At 61.3% G+C, this 14,485-nt stretch carries 12 protein-coding genes; 8 read left to right on the top strand and 4 right to left on the bottom strand.

The window, feature by feature from the left end; all coding sequences use genetic code 11:
• The first annotated feature begins 64 nt into the window (after positions 1-64).
• The 6 genes from JQ609_RS26660 to glpK all read left to right on the top strand — a co-directional run bounded on the left by JQ609_RS26660 (position 65) and on the right by glpK (position 9,143).
• On the top strand, positions 65-2,158 hold the full coding sequence (locus JQ609_RS26660) for a 3-hydroxyacyl-CoA dehydrogenase NAD-binding domain-containing protein (protein WP_212275858.1): 2,094 nt from the start codon (positions 65-67) through the stop codon (positions 2,156-2,158).
• Positions 2,159-2,279: 121 nt separating this feature from the next.
• Positions 2,280-3,962, top strand: coding sequence for a dicarboxylate--CoA ligase PimA (pimA, locus tag JQ609_RS26655; RefSeq protein ID WP_212275856.1), 1,683 nt, complete (start codon positions 2,280-2,282; stop codon positions 3,960-3,962).
• A gap of 10 nt (positions 3,963-3,972) precedes the next feature.
• Entirely contained in the window at positions 3,973-5,163 is a 1,191-nt protein-coding gene (gene pimC, locus JQ609_RS26650; RefSeq protein WP_212206193.1) for a pimeloyl-CoA dehydrogenase large subunit, read from the top strand.
• A gap of 177 nt (positions 5,164-5,340) precedes the next feature.
• Complete coding sequence (gene pimD, locus JQ609_RS26645; RefSeq protein WP_212275854.1) at positions 5,341-6,483, top strand: pimeloyl-CoA dehydrogenase small subunit; 1,143 nt, start codon at positions 5,341-5,343, stop codon at positions 6,481-6,483.
• A gap of 140 nt (positions 6,484-6,623) precedes the next feature.
• A complete protein-coding gene (locus JQ609_RS26640) occupies positions 6,624-7,397 on the top strand; it encodes an SDR family NAD(P)-dependent oxidoreductase (RefSeq protein ID WP_212275852.1) in 774 nt (257 codons plus the stop codon).
• Positions 7,398-7,643: 246 nt separating this feature from the next.
• Positions 7,644-9,143, top strand: coding sequence for a glycerol kinase GlpK (gene glpK, locus JQ609_RS26635; protein ID WP_212275850.1), 1,500 nt, complete (start codon positions 7,644-7,646; stop codon positions 9,141-9,143).
• Positions 9,144-9,172: 29 nt separating this feature from the next.
• Here the strand turns inward: glpK and JQ609_RS26630 are convergent, their stop codons facing one another.
• Positions 9,173-10,705, bottom strand: a complete 1,533-nt coding sequence (locus JQ609_RS26630) for a hypothetical protein (RefSeq protein ID WP_212275848.1) — start codon at positions 10,703-10,705, stop codon at positions 9,173-9,175.
• A gap of 183 nt (positions 10,706-10,888) precedes the next feature.
• Here JQ609_RS26630 and JQ609_RS26625 point away from each other — a divergent pair, with 183 nt between their 5' ends.
• Positions 10,889-11,482 carry a GNAT family N-acetyltransferase gene (locus JQ609_RS26625; protein ID WP_212275846.1) on the top strand — a complete coding sequence of 198 codons (594 nt, stop codon included), beginning with the start codon at positions 10,889-10,891 and terminating at the stop codon, positions 11,480-11,482.
• 168 nt (positions 11,483-11,650) lie between these two features.
• Here JQ609_RS26625 and JQ609_RS26620 read toward each other — a convergent pair whose 3' ends face one another.
• Both JQ609_RS26620 and JQ609_RS26615 read right to left on the bottom strand, forming a co-directional pair.
• Entirely contained in the window at positions 11,651-12,283 is a 633-nt protein-coding gene (locus JQ609_RS26620; RefSeq protein ID WP_212275844.1) for a hypothetical protein, read from the bottom strand.
• A 9-nt stretch (positions 12,284-12,292) separates the two neighbouring features.
• Positions 12,293-12,757 carry a DUF6636 domain-containing protein gene (locus JQ609_RS26615; RefSeq protein WP_249128460.1) on the bottom strand — a complete coding sequence of 155 codons (465 nt, stop codon included), beginning with the start codon at positions 12,755-12,757 and terminating at the stop codon, positions 12,293-12,295.
• Positions 12,758-12,863: 106 nt separating this feature from the next.
• Between JQ609_RS26615 and JQ609_RS26610 the strand changes: the two genes are divergently transcribed.
• The gene (locus JQ609_RS26610; protein WP_212275842.1) at positions 12,864-13,490 is read left to right on the top strand and encodes a glutathione S-transferase family protein; all 627 of its coding nucleotides are present in this window, start codon (positions 12,864-12,866) and stop codon (positions 13,488-13,490) included.
• An 806-nt stretch (positions 13,491-14,296) separates the two neighbouring features.
• On the opposite strand, the gene JQ609_RS26605 is transcribed toward JQ609_RS26610, so the two are convergent.
• Positions 14,297-14,485, bottom strand: a 189-nt coding sequence (locus JQ609_RS26605; protein ID WP_212275840.1) for a hypothetical protein, incomplete at its 5' end; no start/stop codon positions are given.

Raw genomic sequence — 14,485 nt, 5'->3', positions numbered from 1 at the left:
AAGCCCGTAGCTACTCAACGCAAGTCGAGCGGCAAACCAAGAACAAGGATCAAGGGAGAGTCCCGTGAACGAAGTCGTAACACTCGAACGTCATGACGCCATCGCCATCGTCACGGTCAACAGCCCCCCGGTAAACGCGCTCAGCGCCGCCGTGCGTGGCGGCATTTTCGAGTGCATGAAGGCCGCGATCGCTGATCCCGAGGTAAAGGCGATCGTGCTGACCTGCGGCGGGCGCACCTTCATCGCCGGCGCCGACATCACCGAATTCGGCAAGCCGCCGAAGCCGCCCGGCCTGCACGAAGTGCTGGTCGCGATGGAGAATTCGCCGAAGCCGATCATTGCCGCGATCCACGGCACCGCGCTCGGCGGCGGTCTCGAAGTTGCTCTGGCATGCCACTACCGCGTGGCGACCAAAGAGGCAAAACTCGGCCTGCCGGAAGTGAAGCTCGGCCTGTTGCCCGGCGCCGGCGGCACGCAGCGCCTGCCGCGCGCGATCGGCCCGGAAATGGCGGTCAAGATGATCGTCAGCGGCGATCCGATCAGCGCCGCGGAAGCCCTCAAGAACGGCCTGATCGAGGAAATCGTCGAAGGCCCGGCCTCGGGCGGCGAGGCCTTTGCCCTCAAGGTGCTGGCGGAGAAGCGTCCGCTGCGCAAGCTGCGCGACGACGATTCAAAGCTCGCCGCGGCGAAAGCCGACATTTCGATCTTCACCAATGCCGTCGCGGCCCTCACCAAGAAGGCGCGCGGGCTGGAAGCCCCGTTCGCCGCCGCCGACGCCGTGCGCGCCGCGATCGAGTTGCCGTTCGACGAGGGGTTGAAGAAGGAGCGCGAGGGCTTCCTCAAGCTGGTGTCGTCAGACCAGTCGAAGGCGCAGCGCTACGCCTTCTTCAGCGAGCGCGAGGCGGCAAAAGTCGCCGGCGTTCCCGAAGGCACCAAGCCGCGCAATGTCGAGCGCGTCGCCATCATCGGCGCCGGCACCATGGGCGGCGGCATTGCGATGTCGTTCGCCAATGCCGGTATCCCGGTGACGCTGATCGAAACCGGCGAAGAGCAGCTCAAGCGCGGCATGGGCGTGATGCAGAAGAATTACGAGGCGACCGCCGCGCGCGGTGGCATCCCAGCCGACGCTCCGGCCAAGCGCATGGGCCTGATCACCGGCGTGGTCGGCCTTGAGAACGTCAAGGACGCTGACCTTGTGATCGAAGCCGTGTTCGAAACCATGGCGGTCAAGAAGGAAGTGTTCACCGCGCTCGACAAGCACGCCAAGAAGGGCGCCGTGCTCGCCTCCAACACCTCCTATCTCAACATCGACGAGATCGCGAAGGTGACCAGCCGTCCGCAGGACGTGCTCGGCATGCACTTCTTCTCCCCGGCCAACGTCATGAAGCTGTGCGAGATCGTGCGCGCCGACAAGACCGCGCCGGATGCCTTGACCACGGCCGTCTCGATCGCGCGCAAAATTGCGAAAGTTCCGGCGGTGGTCGGCGTTTGCGACGGCTTTGTCGGCAATCGCATGCTCGCCCAGCGCGGCAAGCAGTCGGAAAAGTTGTTGTTCGAAGGCGCCTTGCCGCAGCAGGTCGATGCCGTCGTGACGAAATTCGGCATGCCGATGGGCCCGTTCGCGATGGGCGATCTCGCCGGCCTCGATATCGGCTGGCGCTCGCGGAAAGACCGCGGCCTCAAGTCGGAAATCGCGGACGCGCTGTGCGAGGCCGGCCGCTTCGGCCAGAAGACCGGCAAGGGCTACTACAAGTATGAAGGCGGTTCGCGTTCGCCGATGCCCGATCCGGAAGTCGAGAAGCTGATCGCGGAAACCCTGCAGCGCTTGGGGCGCAAGACCCGCACCGTCAGCGATGACGAAATCCTTGAGCGCATGATGTACCCGATGATCAACGAGGGCGCGCGGATCCTGGAGGAGGGCATCGCGGCGCGTCCGAGCGATATCGACGTGATCTGGCTCTATGGCTATGGCTGGCCGATCTATCGCGGCGGCCCGATGTTCTATGCCGACCAGGTCGGCCTCAAGCACATCGCGGATCGTCTGTCCTACTATGCCAAGGAGACCAACGATCCCTCGCTCGAACCGGCGCCGCTGCTCAAGCGCCTCGCCGCGGAGGGTAAGACCTTTGCGTCGCTGGCGCAGTCGAAAGCGGCTTGATGGCCGAAGGCGACACAGGCTCGCACTCTCCGTTCCCTCCCCCCTTGCGGGGGAGGGCCTCCCCCGCAAGAGGGGAGGGAGCCCCTAGATTTATGCTTCCCTCACGGTCGTCGAAACTTACATGACCCATCCCGGCGAACAGTTCTATCCGCAAGGCGTTCACTGGGACGATCCGCTGCCGCGCGGCACGCTGCCTGATTTGTTGTCGGCAGCAGCCGGCGAGTTCGGATCGCGCCCGGCGCTCGAATTCCGCGACCGGCCGATCAGCTACGCTGCGCTCGAAGCGCTGGTAGAGACGGCAGCCTCGGCCTTCCTTCGCGCCGGCTACAGCAAGGATCAATCGGTCGCGCTGTTCCTCGGCAATTCGCCGGACCATCCCGTCAATTTCTTCGGCGCGCTGAAGGCCGGTGCCCGCATCGTGCATCTCAGCCCGCTCGACGGCGAGATCGCGCTGTCGCACAAGCTCTCCGATTCCGGCGCGCGCGTGCTGGTCACCAGCAGTTTGTCGGCGCTGTTGCCGACCGCACTAAAATTCCTCGACAAGGGTCTGCTCGATCGCCTGATCGTCTGCGAGGACGATGATTGGGGCAAGGTCGGCACGCCGCAGACCAAGCTGCCGGATAATCCGGCCGTCATCACCTACAGGCAATTCACCGACGGCGCGGCAAGACCCGCGCAATGGCCTGATATCAGCGCCGACGATGTCGCGCTGCTGCAATATACCGGCGGCACCACGGGGCTGCCGAAGGGCGCCATGCTCAGCCACGGCAATTTGACTTCTGCCGTTTCGGTCTACGACGTCTGGGGCAGGCCGTCGCGCGCCGAGCGCAACAATCCGATCGAGCGCGTGATCTGCGTGCTGCCGCTGTTCCATATCTATGCGTTGACGGTGGTGCTGCTGTCCTCTATCCGGCGCGGCCATCTGATCTCGCTCCACCAACGTTTCGACGTCGAGGCTGTCATGCGCGACATCGAGACGAAGCGCGCCACCGCGTTCCCTGGCGTGCCGACGATGTGGATCGCGATCGCGGCCTTGCCCGATCTCGACAAGCGCGATCTGTCCTCGCTGGTCAGCGTCGGCTCGGGCGGCGCACCGCTGCCGGTCGAGGTCGCGCGGATCCTCGAACAGAGGGTCGGTATGAAGCTGAAGAGCGGCTGGGGCATGACCGAGACCTGCTCGCCAGGTACCGCCCATCCCAAGGAAGGGCCGGACAAGCCGGGCTCGATCGGTTTGATGCTGCCGGGGATCGAGATGGACGTGGTGTCGCTCGATGATCCCAAGCAGCTGATGCCGGTCGGCGAGGTCGGCGAAATCCGCATCCGCGGGCCGAACGTGACAAAAGGCTACTGGAACCGGCCGCAGGAAACCGCCGAAGCGTTCGTCGGCGACCGCTTCCTGACCGGCGACATCGGCTACATGGATGCCGACGGCTATTTCTATCTGGTCGACCGCAAGAAGGACATGATCATCTCCGGCGGCTTCAACGTCTACCCGCAGATGATCGAGCAGGCGATCTACACCCACCCGTCGGTGCAGGAAGTGATCGTGATCGGAATTCCCGACGATTACCGCGGCGAGGCCGCAAAGGCCTTCATCAAGCTACGCGCGGATGCAAAATCGTTCGCGCTGGACGAGTTGCGCAGCTTCCTCACCGGCAAGCTCGGCAAGCATGAAATCCCGGCCGCGCTCGATTTTGTCGATGAACTGCCGCGCACGCCGGTCGGCAAGTTGTCGCGTCATGAATTGCGTCTGCGGCAACCTTCGCCGCAGACGGCCCAACCCAAACAACGGTTAGCTCAGTAAGGAGGATCCGATGGATCTCGCTTTCAGCAAGGAAGAAATAGCGTTTCGTGAGGAAGTGCGGGCCTTCTTCAAGGATAACGTGCCGCCGGATACGCGGCGCAAGCTGCAGGAAGGCCGCCACCTGTCCAAGGACGAGATGGTGACCTGGTGGCGCATCCTGAACAAGAAGGGCTGGGGCGTCTCGCACTGGCCGAAGGAATATGGCGGCACCGGCTGGACCTCCGTGCAGCACTACATCTTCAACGAAGAACTGCAGATGCACCCGGCGCCGGCGCCGCTCGCCTTCGGCGTCAGCATGGTCGGCCCTGTGATCTACACCTTCGGCAACGAGGCGCAGAAGAAGCAGTATCTGCCGCGCATCGCCAATGTCGACGACTGGTGGTGCCAGGGCTTCTCCGAGCCGGGCTCCGGATCGGACCTCGCCTCGCTGAAGACCAAAGCCGAGCGCCGTGGCGACAAATACATCATCAACGGCCAGAAGACCTGGACCACGCTGGCGCAGCACGCCGACATGATCTTCTGCCTCTGTCGCACTGACAACAACGCCAAGAAGCAGATGGGCATCTCGTTCATCGTGTTCAGCATGAAGTCGAAGGGCATCACGGTGCGCCCGATCGAAACCATCGACGGCGGCCACGAGGTCAACGAAGTGTTCTTCGACGACGTCGAGGTGCCGGTCGAGAATCTGATCGGCGAGGAGAACAAGGGCTGGGATTACGCAAAATTCCTGCTCGGCAATGAGCGCACCGGCATCGCCCGGGTCGGCGTTTCCAAGGAGCGGCTGCGCCGCATCAAGGATCTCGCCGCCAAGGTCGAATCCAACGGCAAGCCCGTGCTCGAAGACCAGGGGTTCCGCGAGAAGCTCGCGGCCTGCGAGATCGAGTTGAAGGCGCTCGAGCTCACCCAGCTGCGCGTCGTCGCCGACGAAGGCAAGCACGGCAAGGGCAAGCCCAATCCGGCGTCCTCGGTCTTGAAGATCAAGGGCTCGGAAATCCAGCAGACCACCACCGAGCTGTTGATGGAAGTGATCGGACCGTTCGCCGCGCCCTATGACGAGCATGGCGACGACGGCTCCAACGAGGCGATGGACTGGACCGCGCAGATCGCGCCGAGCTACTTCAACAACCGCAAGGTCTCGATCTACGGCGGCTCCAACGAGATCCAGCGCAACATCATCACCAAGGCGGTGTTGGGGTTGTAAGCCGCGCTGCGCAACACGCAACAGCTGTCGTCCCCCGCGAATGTGGGGGACCCAGTACGCCGCGGCGGTCGTGTTTTGTAACGGGACGCCGACTGGATCCCCGCTTTCGCGGGGATGACGAGGGGAAAATGGGGCGAGAGCGTCGCCCCGCATCGATAGCCGGAGAGAGTAACGAACATGGATTTTGATTTGTCCGAGGAGCAGCGGCTTCTCAAGGAAAGCGTCGACGGTCTCCTCAACGATTCCTACGACTTCGAGGCGCGCAAGAAATATCGCACCGAGAAGGGCGGCTGGAGCAAGACCGTGTGGGGCAAGCTTGCCGAACAGGGGCTGCTCGGTCTGCCGTTCTCGGAAGAAGACGGCGGCTTCGGCGCCGGCGCGGTCGAGACCGCGATCGTGATGGAGGCGATGGGCAAGGCGCTGGTGCTGGAGCCATATCTCGCCACCGTCGTCATCGCCGGCGGCTTCCTGCGCCATGGCGGCTCGGCCGAGCAGAAGGCCGCGCATATTCCCGGGATCATCGACGGCAGCAAGACCTTTGCGTTTGCGCAGCTCGAGAAGAATTCGCGCTACGATCTGTCCGACGTCGCCACGACCGCCAATAAAAAGGGCGCGGGCTGGGTGATCGACGGCGAAAAATTCGTCGTGATCAACGGCGAGAACGCCGACACCCTGATCGTGACCGCGCGCACCAAGGGCGAGCGGCGCGACAGGAACGGCATCGGCGTGTTCCTGGTGCCCGCCAACGCCAAGGGCATCGGCCGCAAGGGCTATCCGACCCAGGACGGCCTGCACGCCGCCGACATCACGCTGACCGGCGTCGAGGTTGGCGCCGAGGCTGCGATCGGCGATCCCGAGAACGCGCTTGATCTGATCGAGCGCGTGGTCGACGACGCCCGTACCGCGATGTGTGCGGAGGCCGTGGGCGCGATGGATGAATCGCTGAAATCCACGGTCGAGTACCTGAAAACCCGCAAACAGTTCGGCGTCGCGATCGGCACCTTCCAGACCCTGCAGCACCGCGCCGCCGACATGTTCGTCGCCGTCGAACAGGCCCGCAGCATGTCGATGTTCGCGACCATGGCGGCCGATTTCGACAACGCCAAGGAGCGCGCGACAGCTGTGGCTGCCGCGAAAGTGCAGATCGGCAAGTCGCTGAAATTCGTCGGCCAGCAGTCGATTCAGCTCCATGGCGGCATCGGCATGACCCAGGAAGCCAAGATCGGCCACTACTTCAAGCGCCTGACCATGATCGAGAACACTTTTGGCGACACGGATTATCATTTGCGCCGTGTGACGGATGCGGGTGGGTTGATCTGATGATGGTCGTCCCCCGCGAAGGCGGGGGACCCAGTACGCCGCGGCTTCTCGGTTCTTCCATCGCCGTCTCTGGAATACTGGATCGCCCGGTCAAGCCGGGCGATGACGACTGAAAAAATGGAAGCAGGGAGAAAACAACAATGAAAAACACCCCGTTCGATCTCACCGGCAAGGTAGCCGTCATCACCGGCTCGAGCCGCGGCATCGGTCGCTCCTCGGCGGAATTGCTGGCAAAGCTCGGCGCCAAGGTCGTGATTTCCAGCCGCAAGGCGGATGCCTGCGCGGAGGTCGCCGAAGGCATCAAGAAATCAGGCGGCGATGCCCATGTCATTCCCTGCAACATCTCGCGCCGCGAGGAAGTCGACGCGCTGATCTCGGGCACCACAAAGCATTACGGCAAGGTCGACATCCTGGTCTGCAACGCCGCGGTCAATCCGTATTACGGCCCGCTGCTCGACATCAAGGACGAGGCCTTCGACAAGATCATGGGCTCCAACGTCAAGAGCAACATCTGGCTGTGCGCGCAGGCAATCCCGCAGATGGCCGAACGCGGCAACGGCTCGGTCGTCATCATCTCTTCGATCGGCGGGTTTCGCGGCTCGACCGTGATCGGCGCCTACGGTATCTCGAAGGCCGCGGATTTCTCGCTGTGCCGCAGCCTCGCCGGCGAATGGGGCCCGAAGGGCGTCCGCGTCAATTGCGTGGCGCCGGGCCTCGTGAAAACCGATTTCGCCAGGGCGTTGTGGGAAGACCCGGACAATCTGAAGCGTCGCACCGCCTCGACGCCGCTGCGCCGCATCGGCGAACCCGACGAAATCGCAGGTGCCGTGGCGTATCTGGCGTCGGATGCCTCGACGTTCATGACCGGGCAGACGATTGTGGTGGATGGCGGCGTGACGACGGCGGCGACGTAGCGCTCTTCCCTCTCCCCTTGTGGGAGAGGGTGGCGCCTCACGAAGTGAGGCGACGGGTGAGGGGTTCTCTCCTCACGCAAGATTCGAGTTTGAGGATACAGACCCCTCATCCGGCGCTTCGCGCCACCTTCTCCCACAAGGGGAGAAGGAAGAGCGGCGTTCGCCGGGACGACGGTGAGATATTGACCTTCGCCTCTCAATCGGATTGCCTCTCGGCCACCACCAACCTTTCCGGGAAGCACCATCATGTCCTTTGTGCTGGCCATCGATCAGGGCACCACGTCCTCGCGCGCCATCGTGTTTCGATCGGACATCTCGATCGCCGCCACGGCGCAGCAGGAATTCCCGCAGCATTTCCCGGCCTCGGGCTGGGTCGAGCACGAGCCGGAGGATATCTGGACCTCGACGGTGATGGTCTGCCGCGAAGCGCTGGAAAAAGCCGGGCTGAAGGCCAAAGACATCGCCGCGATCGGGATCACCAACCAGCGCGAGACCACTGTGGTGTGGGACCGCGCCACCGGCCAGGCCGTGCACCGCGCTATCGTCTGGCAGGACCGCCGCACCGCCGACATCTGTGCCAAGCTGAAGGCCGAAGGCCATGAGCCGGCGATCTCGGCCAAAACAGGCCTGATCATCGATCCCTATTTCTCGGGCACCAAAGTCGCCTGGATCCTCGACCACGTGCCCGGCGCGCGCGAGCGCGCGGCGCGCGGCGAACTGATGTTCGGCACCGTCGATTGCTATTTGCTGTGGCGTCTGTCAGGCGGCAAGGTGCACGCGTCAGACGCCACCAACGCCTCGCGCACGCTGCTGTTCAACATCCACACCGGCGAATGGGACGACGACCTGCTAAAACTGCTGCGCGTGCCGCGCTCGATGCTTCCAGAGGTGAAGGATTCCTCCGCCAAGTTCGGCGAGAGCGAACCAGGCCTGTTCGGCGGTGCGATCGTAATATCAGGCATCGCCGGCGACCAGCAGGCTGCCACCATCGGCCAGGCCTGCTTCACGCCCGGCATGATCAAATCGACCTACGGCACCGGCTGTTTTGCCTTGCTCAACACCGGCACCACGCCGGTGGCGTCGAAGAACAAGCTGCTCACCACCATCGCCTATCAACTGAACGGCAAGCGCACCTACGCGCTGGAAGGCTCGATCTTCGTCGCCGGAAGCGCCGTGCAATGGCTGCGCGACGGCCTCGGCATCATCAAGCAGGCATCGGAAACCGGCCCGCTCGCCGACAAATCCGACTCCATGCAGAGCGTCTACCTGGTGCCGGCCTTCGTCGGCTTGGGCGCGCCGTACTGGAATCCGCGCGTGCGCGGCGCGCTATTCGGCCTCACCCGCAACACCGGCCCCGCCGAACTCGCGCACGCTGCGCTGGAAAGCGTCTGCTACCAGACCTACGATCTGCGCGAGGCGATGCGCGCCGACTGGCCGGGCGAAAAGGCCGCCAACGTGCTCCGCGTCGACGGCGGCATGACCGCCTCCGACTGGACCATGCAGCGCCTCGCAGATCTCCTAGACGCGCCGGTCGATCGCCCGATGATCCAGGAAACCACCGCGCTCGGCGCCGCCTACCTCGCCGGGCTGCAGGCGGGCGTCTATCCGGAGCCCGCGAAGTTTGCAGACAACTGGCGGCTGGAGCACCGGTTCAAGCCCGCGATGAGTGCGGCGACACGGGAGCGGAAGCTCGCGGGCTGGGGCAGAGCGGTGAAGGGGTTGCTGGCAAGCGATGAGGGGGAATAATTAGTGATAAATTGCGGTTACGGGTGTTCTCATCGGAGGACCAGCCAAAGAATCGTTACTAAAGGTGACCCAACTAGCAGCAGGACGAGAAATGTGGTGGTGAACAAGTGACGTCTTAGGAAGACATCGCCATCTTTCATAGTTGCAATGGACAGAGGTCTCACGAAACGAAACACAATTCGCGCGATCAGGAGGTAATATATCATCGCAGTGGCGGTTAGCGAGGATAATGCAAGGGGCGATATTGGAATAGAGTCGGAGGAGTCTTCATAGAGGCTGATACTCCGTATATTCCCAAATGCCACTGAGTCCACGGCGACGGCTTCAGCGCAATTGTCGTAATCCTTTTTTGGATCATAGGGCGTGGACCGTAAGACCGTGTTATATTTCCCATCACAATAGACATATTGCTCAAGGTCGCCTCTTATCACCCTTGGCAACAGAGATAAGCGATTGTACTGAAACGCAACATCGTTTGCGGTCAAGCCAGGGAAATTTAGGGTTAAGACCCGGAGTAAATCCGAGTCGAGAAAATTAATCTGACCTACCAACGTACCGTAAGTCTTCCAAAAGAAATCGAAAGTTACCTTGTTAAGCACCGCGAGCTTTACCAATGAATGCGCGCTGTAGAAGCCTTGGCTGCTCTCGGAAATCGCAATTGATTTAACATAGGGTCGCTCTCTCAGCATCTCTGTAAGAATTTGCATTACTTTTTCGTCGGACAAATTACCGCGCGTCTGCACAACAATGCTCCCAGCACCATTCGCAGATTTTACAGCATCTTGCAGTGTCAGTTTGTTATCGTTTGAATAACTCGAAATATCGTAGTTGCGAAAGTGCCATTTTCGATCACGCAAGTTTGCGAGACTTTCTTCCGTAACCTCTCCCTTCGATCTTGGATCAAAAAGTAGAAATGCTCGGATAGCGCTCAGGCCCGTGTTTTGCTTTGTGAGTGTAGACGAAATCAAAATTGAGAACGACCCAGTTTTCGGGGCGTTGATAAAAAACGAGGCGGTTATAAAGAAGGGGAAGATGACGATGAACAAGAGTACCGAAACAAGGACGTCGGCCAAACTCAAAAACAGGACTTCCAATACATTTTGACAGCCCCTTGAGATGCGGAGAAACGTGGCTGTTTGGTAGATTGAAAGTAAATCTACGAACAGAACCCCTGCCAAAAGGGTAAGTGCTCTACCTTCAAATCTTACGACGCTTTCAAAAAATGGGAGGGTGGAGTTTGTGAAGCCATCTTCGTTTGTGACTGCCTGTAAGAGAGTTAGGGAGACAAGCATGATTGCTGTTGCAAGTGCGCTTCGGAAGAGAAATGAACCGAAACTTCCTAATCCGAACAATGCATGTATCGTGGAATAATAGGTCGGAAGTTCACCTGTCCATGATCGACGTTTCGATGCATTGCCGTACATCGATTTCAAGAATTTAGATTTTAGTTGATCCTTCAGTCTCCAATCCAAGAATAAGAAAATGGCAAGCAGGATCGACAGAAGCGCGCCGATCTGAGCTGATTGCTCAAGAACCTTCTTTAAGATCTCTAAGGGGGACATTTTGTCGGCTTATGTTGATGCGGAAATAACCAATTAAGGAAGGGAAACTAAACGAATCGATACTCGCTGTATTCTTCTTTGTTGATCTGGCGTTGCACTCTCGACAAGGTTCAATCGCTCCATTATGGGGATATAGTTCATTGCTTCCGTTGGGAAGGGGTAACACGAGGGAGGAAGATCGGAATGATCCTACCCGACGGCGACTTCGACGTCCCCGCCGGCAAGATCGCCACCGTCGTCACGCATCTGGAGATGACTGAACTTCCGGCGATTCCGTCCGACCCTGAGGGCGCATGGACGCTGCGCCGGGTGGAGACGCCCGCGCTCGACTGGTACCGCGAGTTGTTCCGCCGCGTTGGCGAGGAATGGCTATGGATTTCGCGGGCGCGGATGGGGGACGCCAAACTCGCGGCGATCATTCATTCGCCGCTGGTGGAAGTCTATGCGCTGGAGCACGAGGGGCGCGACGAGGGTTTGCTGGAGCTGGACTTTCGCGAGGCCGGCCAATGCGAAATCACTTTCTTCGGCGTCACCACAAAACTGTTCGGCAGCGGCGCCGGCCGCTGGCTCATGAATCGCGCGCTGGAGCTTTCATGGTCGCGTCCGATTGCGCGGCTCTGGCTGCACACCTGCACCCACGATCATCCCGGCGCGGTGGCGTTCTATCTGCGCTCGGGTTTTCGCGCGTTCCGGCGGCAAATCGAGATCGAGGACGATCCGCGGATTGATGGAACGGCGCCGCGTGACGCGGCGAGTCACGTGCCGGTGATTGAGTGATGGGACGAACGCTCTCGCAACCGTCATCACCGGGCTTGTCCCGGTGATCCACGTCTTGCTTTCTTGCTAGGGAATCAAAGACGTGGATGGCCCGGTCAAGCCCGGCCATGACGGGTGGCGCTAGAGAACGTTCCGATCACCGAGGTGACCTCACTATCCTAAAACGTCTCAGCCTGGCATCTGATACGGCGCCAGCCGCCAAAGGCGCTCGGGCAGGGGTTGGATTGGGGGCAGCGAAAGTTCCCCATCGCTGGACCGCAACGGAAGATTTTGCTTCCAAGAATGGATGACGAAAACGACGCGGAACTGCGGCACGTCGGGCAACTTCTTGCCACGCCTGACCTCAAGCAAATGTTCTCCATCGGCAGTGAGGAATTTCTCATTCCACGCGACTTGCCAGGTGCTTTCGGGTTGAGAGGGATCGGGTTGGACGAAACCGCCGATATCGGATGTCGCACTGGGGTTGCTGACCAGCACCTCGATTACTGTCGCATCATCCATGTGCCGGCGCAGGTGCTTTTCCCACTCTCTTCGATCATCTTCGGTGAATGGCTGCAACGCATCTCCTCGCCCTAGCTTGCGAAGCAAGATCTTCTGATCTTCTGGGAAATTTGCCGGGTCGTGGGAGGCGATCTCTTGCTGGATGAATCGCGAGTACCGATCGGATGCGGCGCTCGGCGAGTAAAAGCCAAGAACCTTGATGGAGGGGGATATGAGTTCGTTCATCGCGGTTTGCGCTTGTGCAAGGCTGAACGTCAGAAAGAACAGCATCAAAAGTGTGAGTAGGCGCCGGACGCTCATCGTCTTCCCTCAAAACAAGTCCTGCTTCGCCCGCGACAGCGAAAACCCGCGCCTGTCCGCGTTGAAACACGTCACGCCCGCCTGCTCCGACGTGCAGGTAAATCCGCCGCGCTGCCAGACTTCGCCATAGGCCAGCATCGGCATTTTGGGATCCATCACCGTGTCGCCGTAGCACAGGCGCACGGCGCTGCCCCTGGATCGCATCTCGAACGCCTTGCCCCATTCAAGATCACAGTCGGCCGGCCGGCGCGCGGTCACGGTGGCTTCCATGATGTCGCATCGGAGCGTGTTCTGCTTGTCGTAGTCGAAATACGCGCATGCGATGTTTTTCGAAGGCGACTGGAAGCCGATGGGGCCGCTCTGGGCATTGGCTGCGCCTGTGAATAATACTGACAGTGTGAGGACGGCGAGGGATAGGCGCATGTCGTTCCTTCGGTCTCGAATGTCATGCCCGGACTTGATCCGGGCATCCATCACCCTTCATGATGACACCTTCAAAGCAGATGGATGGCCGGGTAGCTAGCACAAAGACGCGCTTCGCGCTGACGCCCCGGCCATGACAAGTAGGACACAGTCACCCATGTTCCTGATCGGCCAATACGACTCCCCCTTCGTCCGCCGCGTCGCGATTGCCCTGCGGCTGTATGACTTGCCGTTCGAGCACCGGCCGTGGTCGACCTTCGGCGATGCGGACAAGATCGCGCCGTATAATCCGCTGCGCCGGGTGCCAACTTTGGTGCTTGACAGCGGCGAGGCGCTGATCGAGAGCACCGCCATCCTGGATGCGCTGGACGAACTGGTCGGCCCGGAAGCGGCGATGATGGCCGAGCGCGGCGATTTGCGCCGGCGGCAATTGCGGATCTGCGCGCTGGGCAGTGGTCTCGCCGACAAGGCGGTCAGCCTGATCTATGAGCGGGTGCTGCGCAAGGAGCAGCTGCAGCTCTGGGTCGAGCGCTGCCAGACGCAAATCGGCGGCGTGCTCGAGATGCTGGAAAAGGAGCGCGAGACGATCCCTACGCCATACTGGTTCGGCGATCGCATCGGCCACGCTGATATCATGATCGCCTGTGCACTGCGTTTCATCAGTGAGGCGCATCCTCATCTGTTCGACGCGCGCTATCCGGCGCTGCAGGCCCACGCCGCGCGCTGCGAGGCGCTGCCGCCGTTCCAGGAAATTTTTCAGCGGCTCGATCCGCCGAAGGGGTGAATCTCCCCATCATTCCGGGCGCTATTACTTGCAGTCGCGGCAGATCGTCAGCTTGCGCCTGAGCGGCTCATCTTCCGGGGAATCCGCCCACGGTCCCCGGGCTGTGCTATCGGGCTCTTTGATGGGTTTCGACCGTTTGGCTGTGCGTGGCAGGTCCGGTAATTTTGCAACGGGCTCGTTCTGGGCATCGGTGGTGAAGCCGTCGTAGTCAGCAGCCGGCTTCGGCGGCGCTGTCTCCCTGGCGACCGGCGGCGCCGCGCGCTTGGCGGTTGCCCTCGGTGGAGGAGCGTCCTCGGTTGCCGCTGGCGGTGACGCGTCCCTGGCGACCGGCGGCGCCGCGCGCTTGGCGGTCGCCCTCGGTGGAGGAGCGTCATCGCTTGCTGCTGGCGGTGACGCGTCCCTGGCGACCGGCGACGCCGCGCGCTTGGCGGTTGCCCTCGGTGGAGGCGTGTCGTCGGCAGCCGCAGGCTGTGACGCGTCCTTGGCGACCGGCGGCGCCGCACGCTTGGCGGTTGCCCTTGGTGGAGGCGCTTCCTCAGTAGCTGTTGGCGGCGAAGCCAGGATGACAGCTGGAGGCGGCGGCACAGCCTCGTCCGGCGATGGTGCCGGCCGGGCCAGCGAAAGCGGAGGAGCAAGCGAAGTTTGGCATCTCGCGCTGTCAGGCAGCCCAAGATTGATGGACAAGAATCCGATGGCAAACAGCGCAGCGTTTTTCATTCGCATCCGGAAAACCGCTCGGTCTGAAATCAGTGATTGCGGCCCTGCGAGGGCACGCTTCGTGTAAACTACCGATCCTGTCATGGCGGTCAAAGTTGTCGGAAGTTCGATCTGTACTGCGAGGTCTTACCACCGTTCCCGGAGATCTTGCAGAAGGGATGAGCTTCTTTCTTACCCTCCCCTGAAGGGTAAGTGATCGCACTGCGACAAATTAACCCGACGGGCAAAATTCCGCTTCCCTCGTCGGGCAAATCAGCGGTTTGAATCGTCGCGTCCCG

Origin of the sequence: Bradyrhizobium sp. AUGA SZCCT0169, assembly GCF_018130085.1 — a bacterium.
Lineage (GTDB): Bacteria > Pseudomonadota > Alphaproteobacteria > Rhizobiales > Xanthobacteraceae > Bradyrhizobium.
This window is presented reverse-complemented; position numbering and strand designations above follow the sequence as displayed.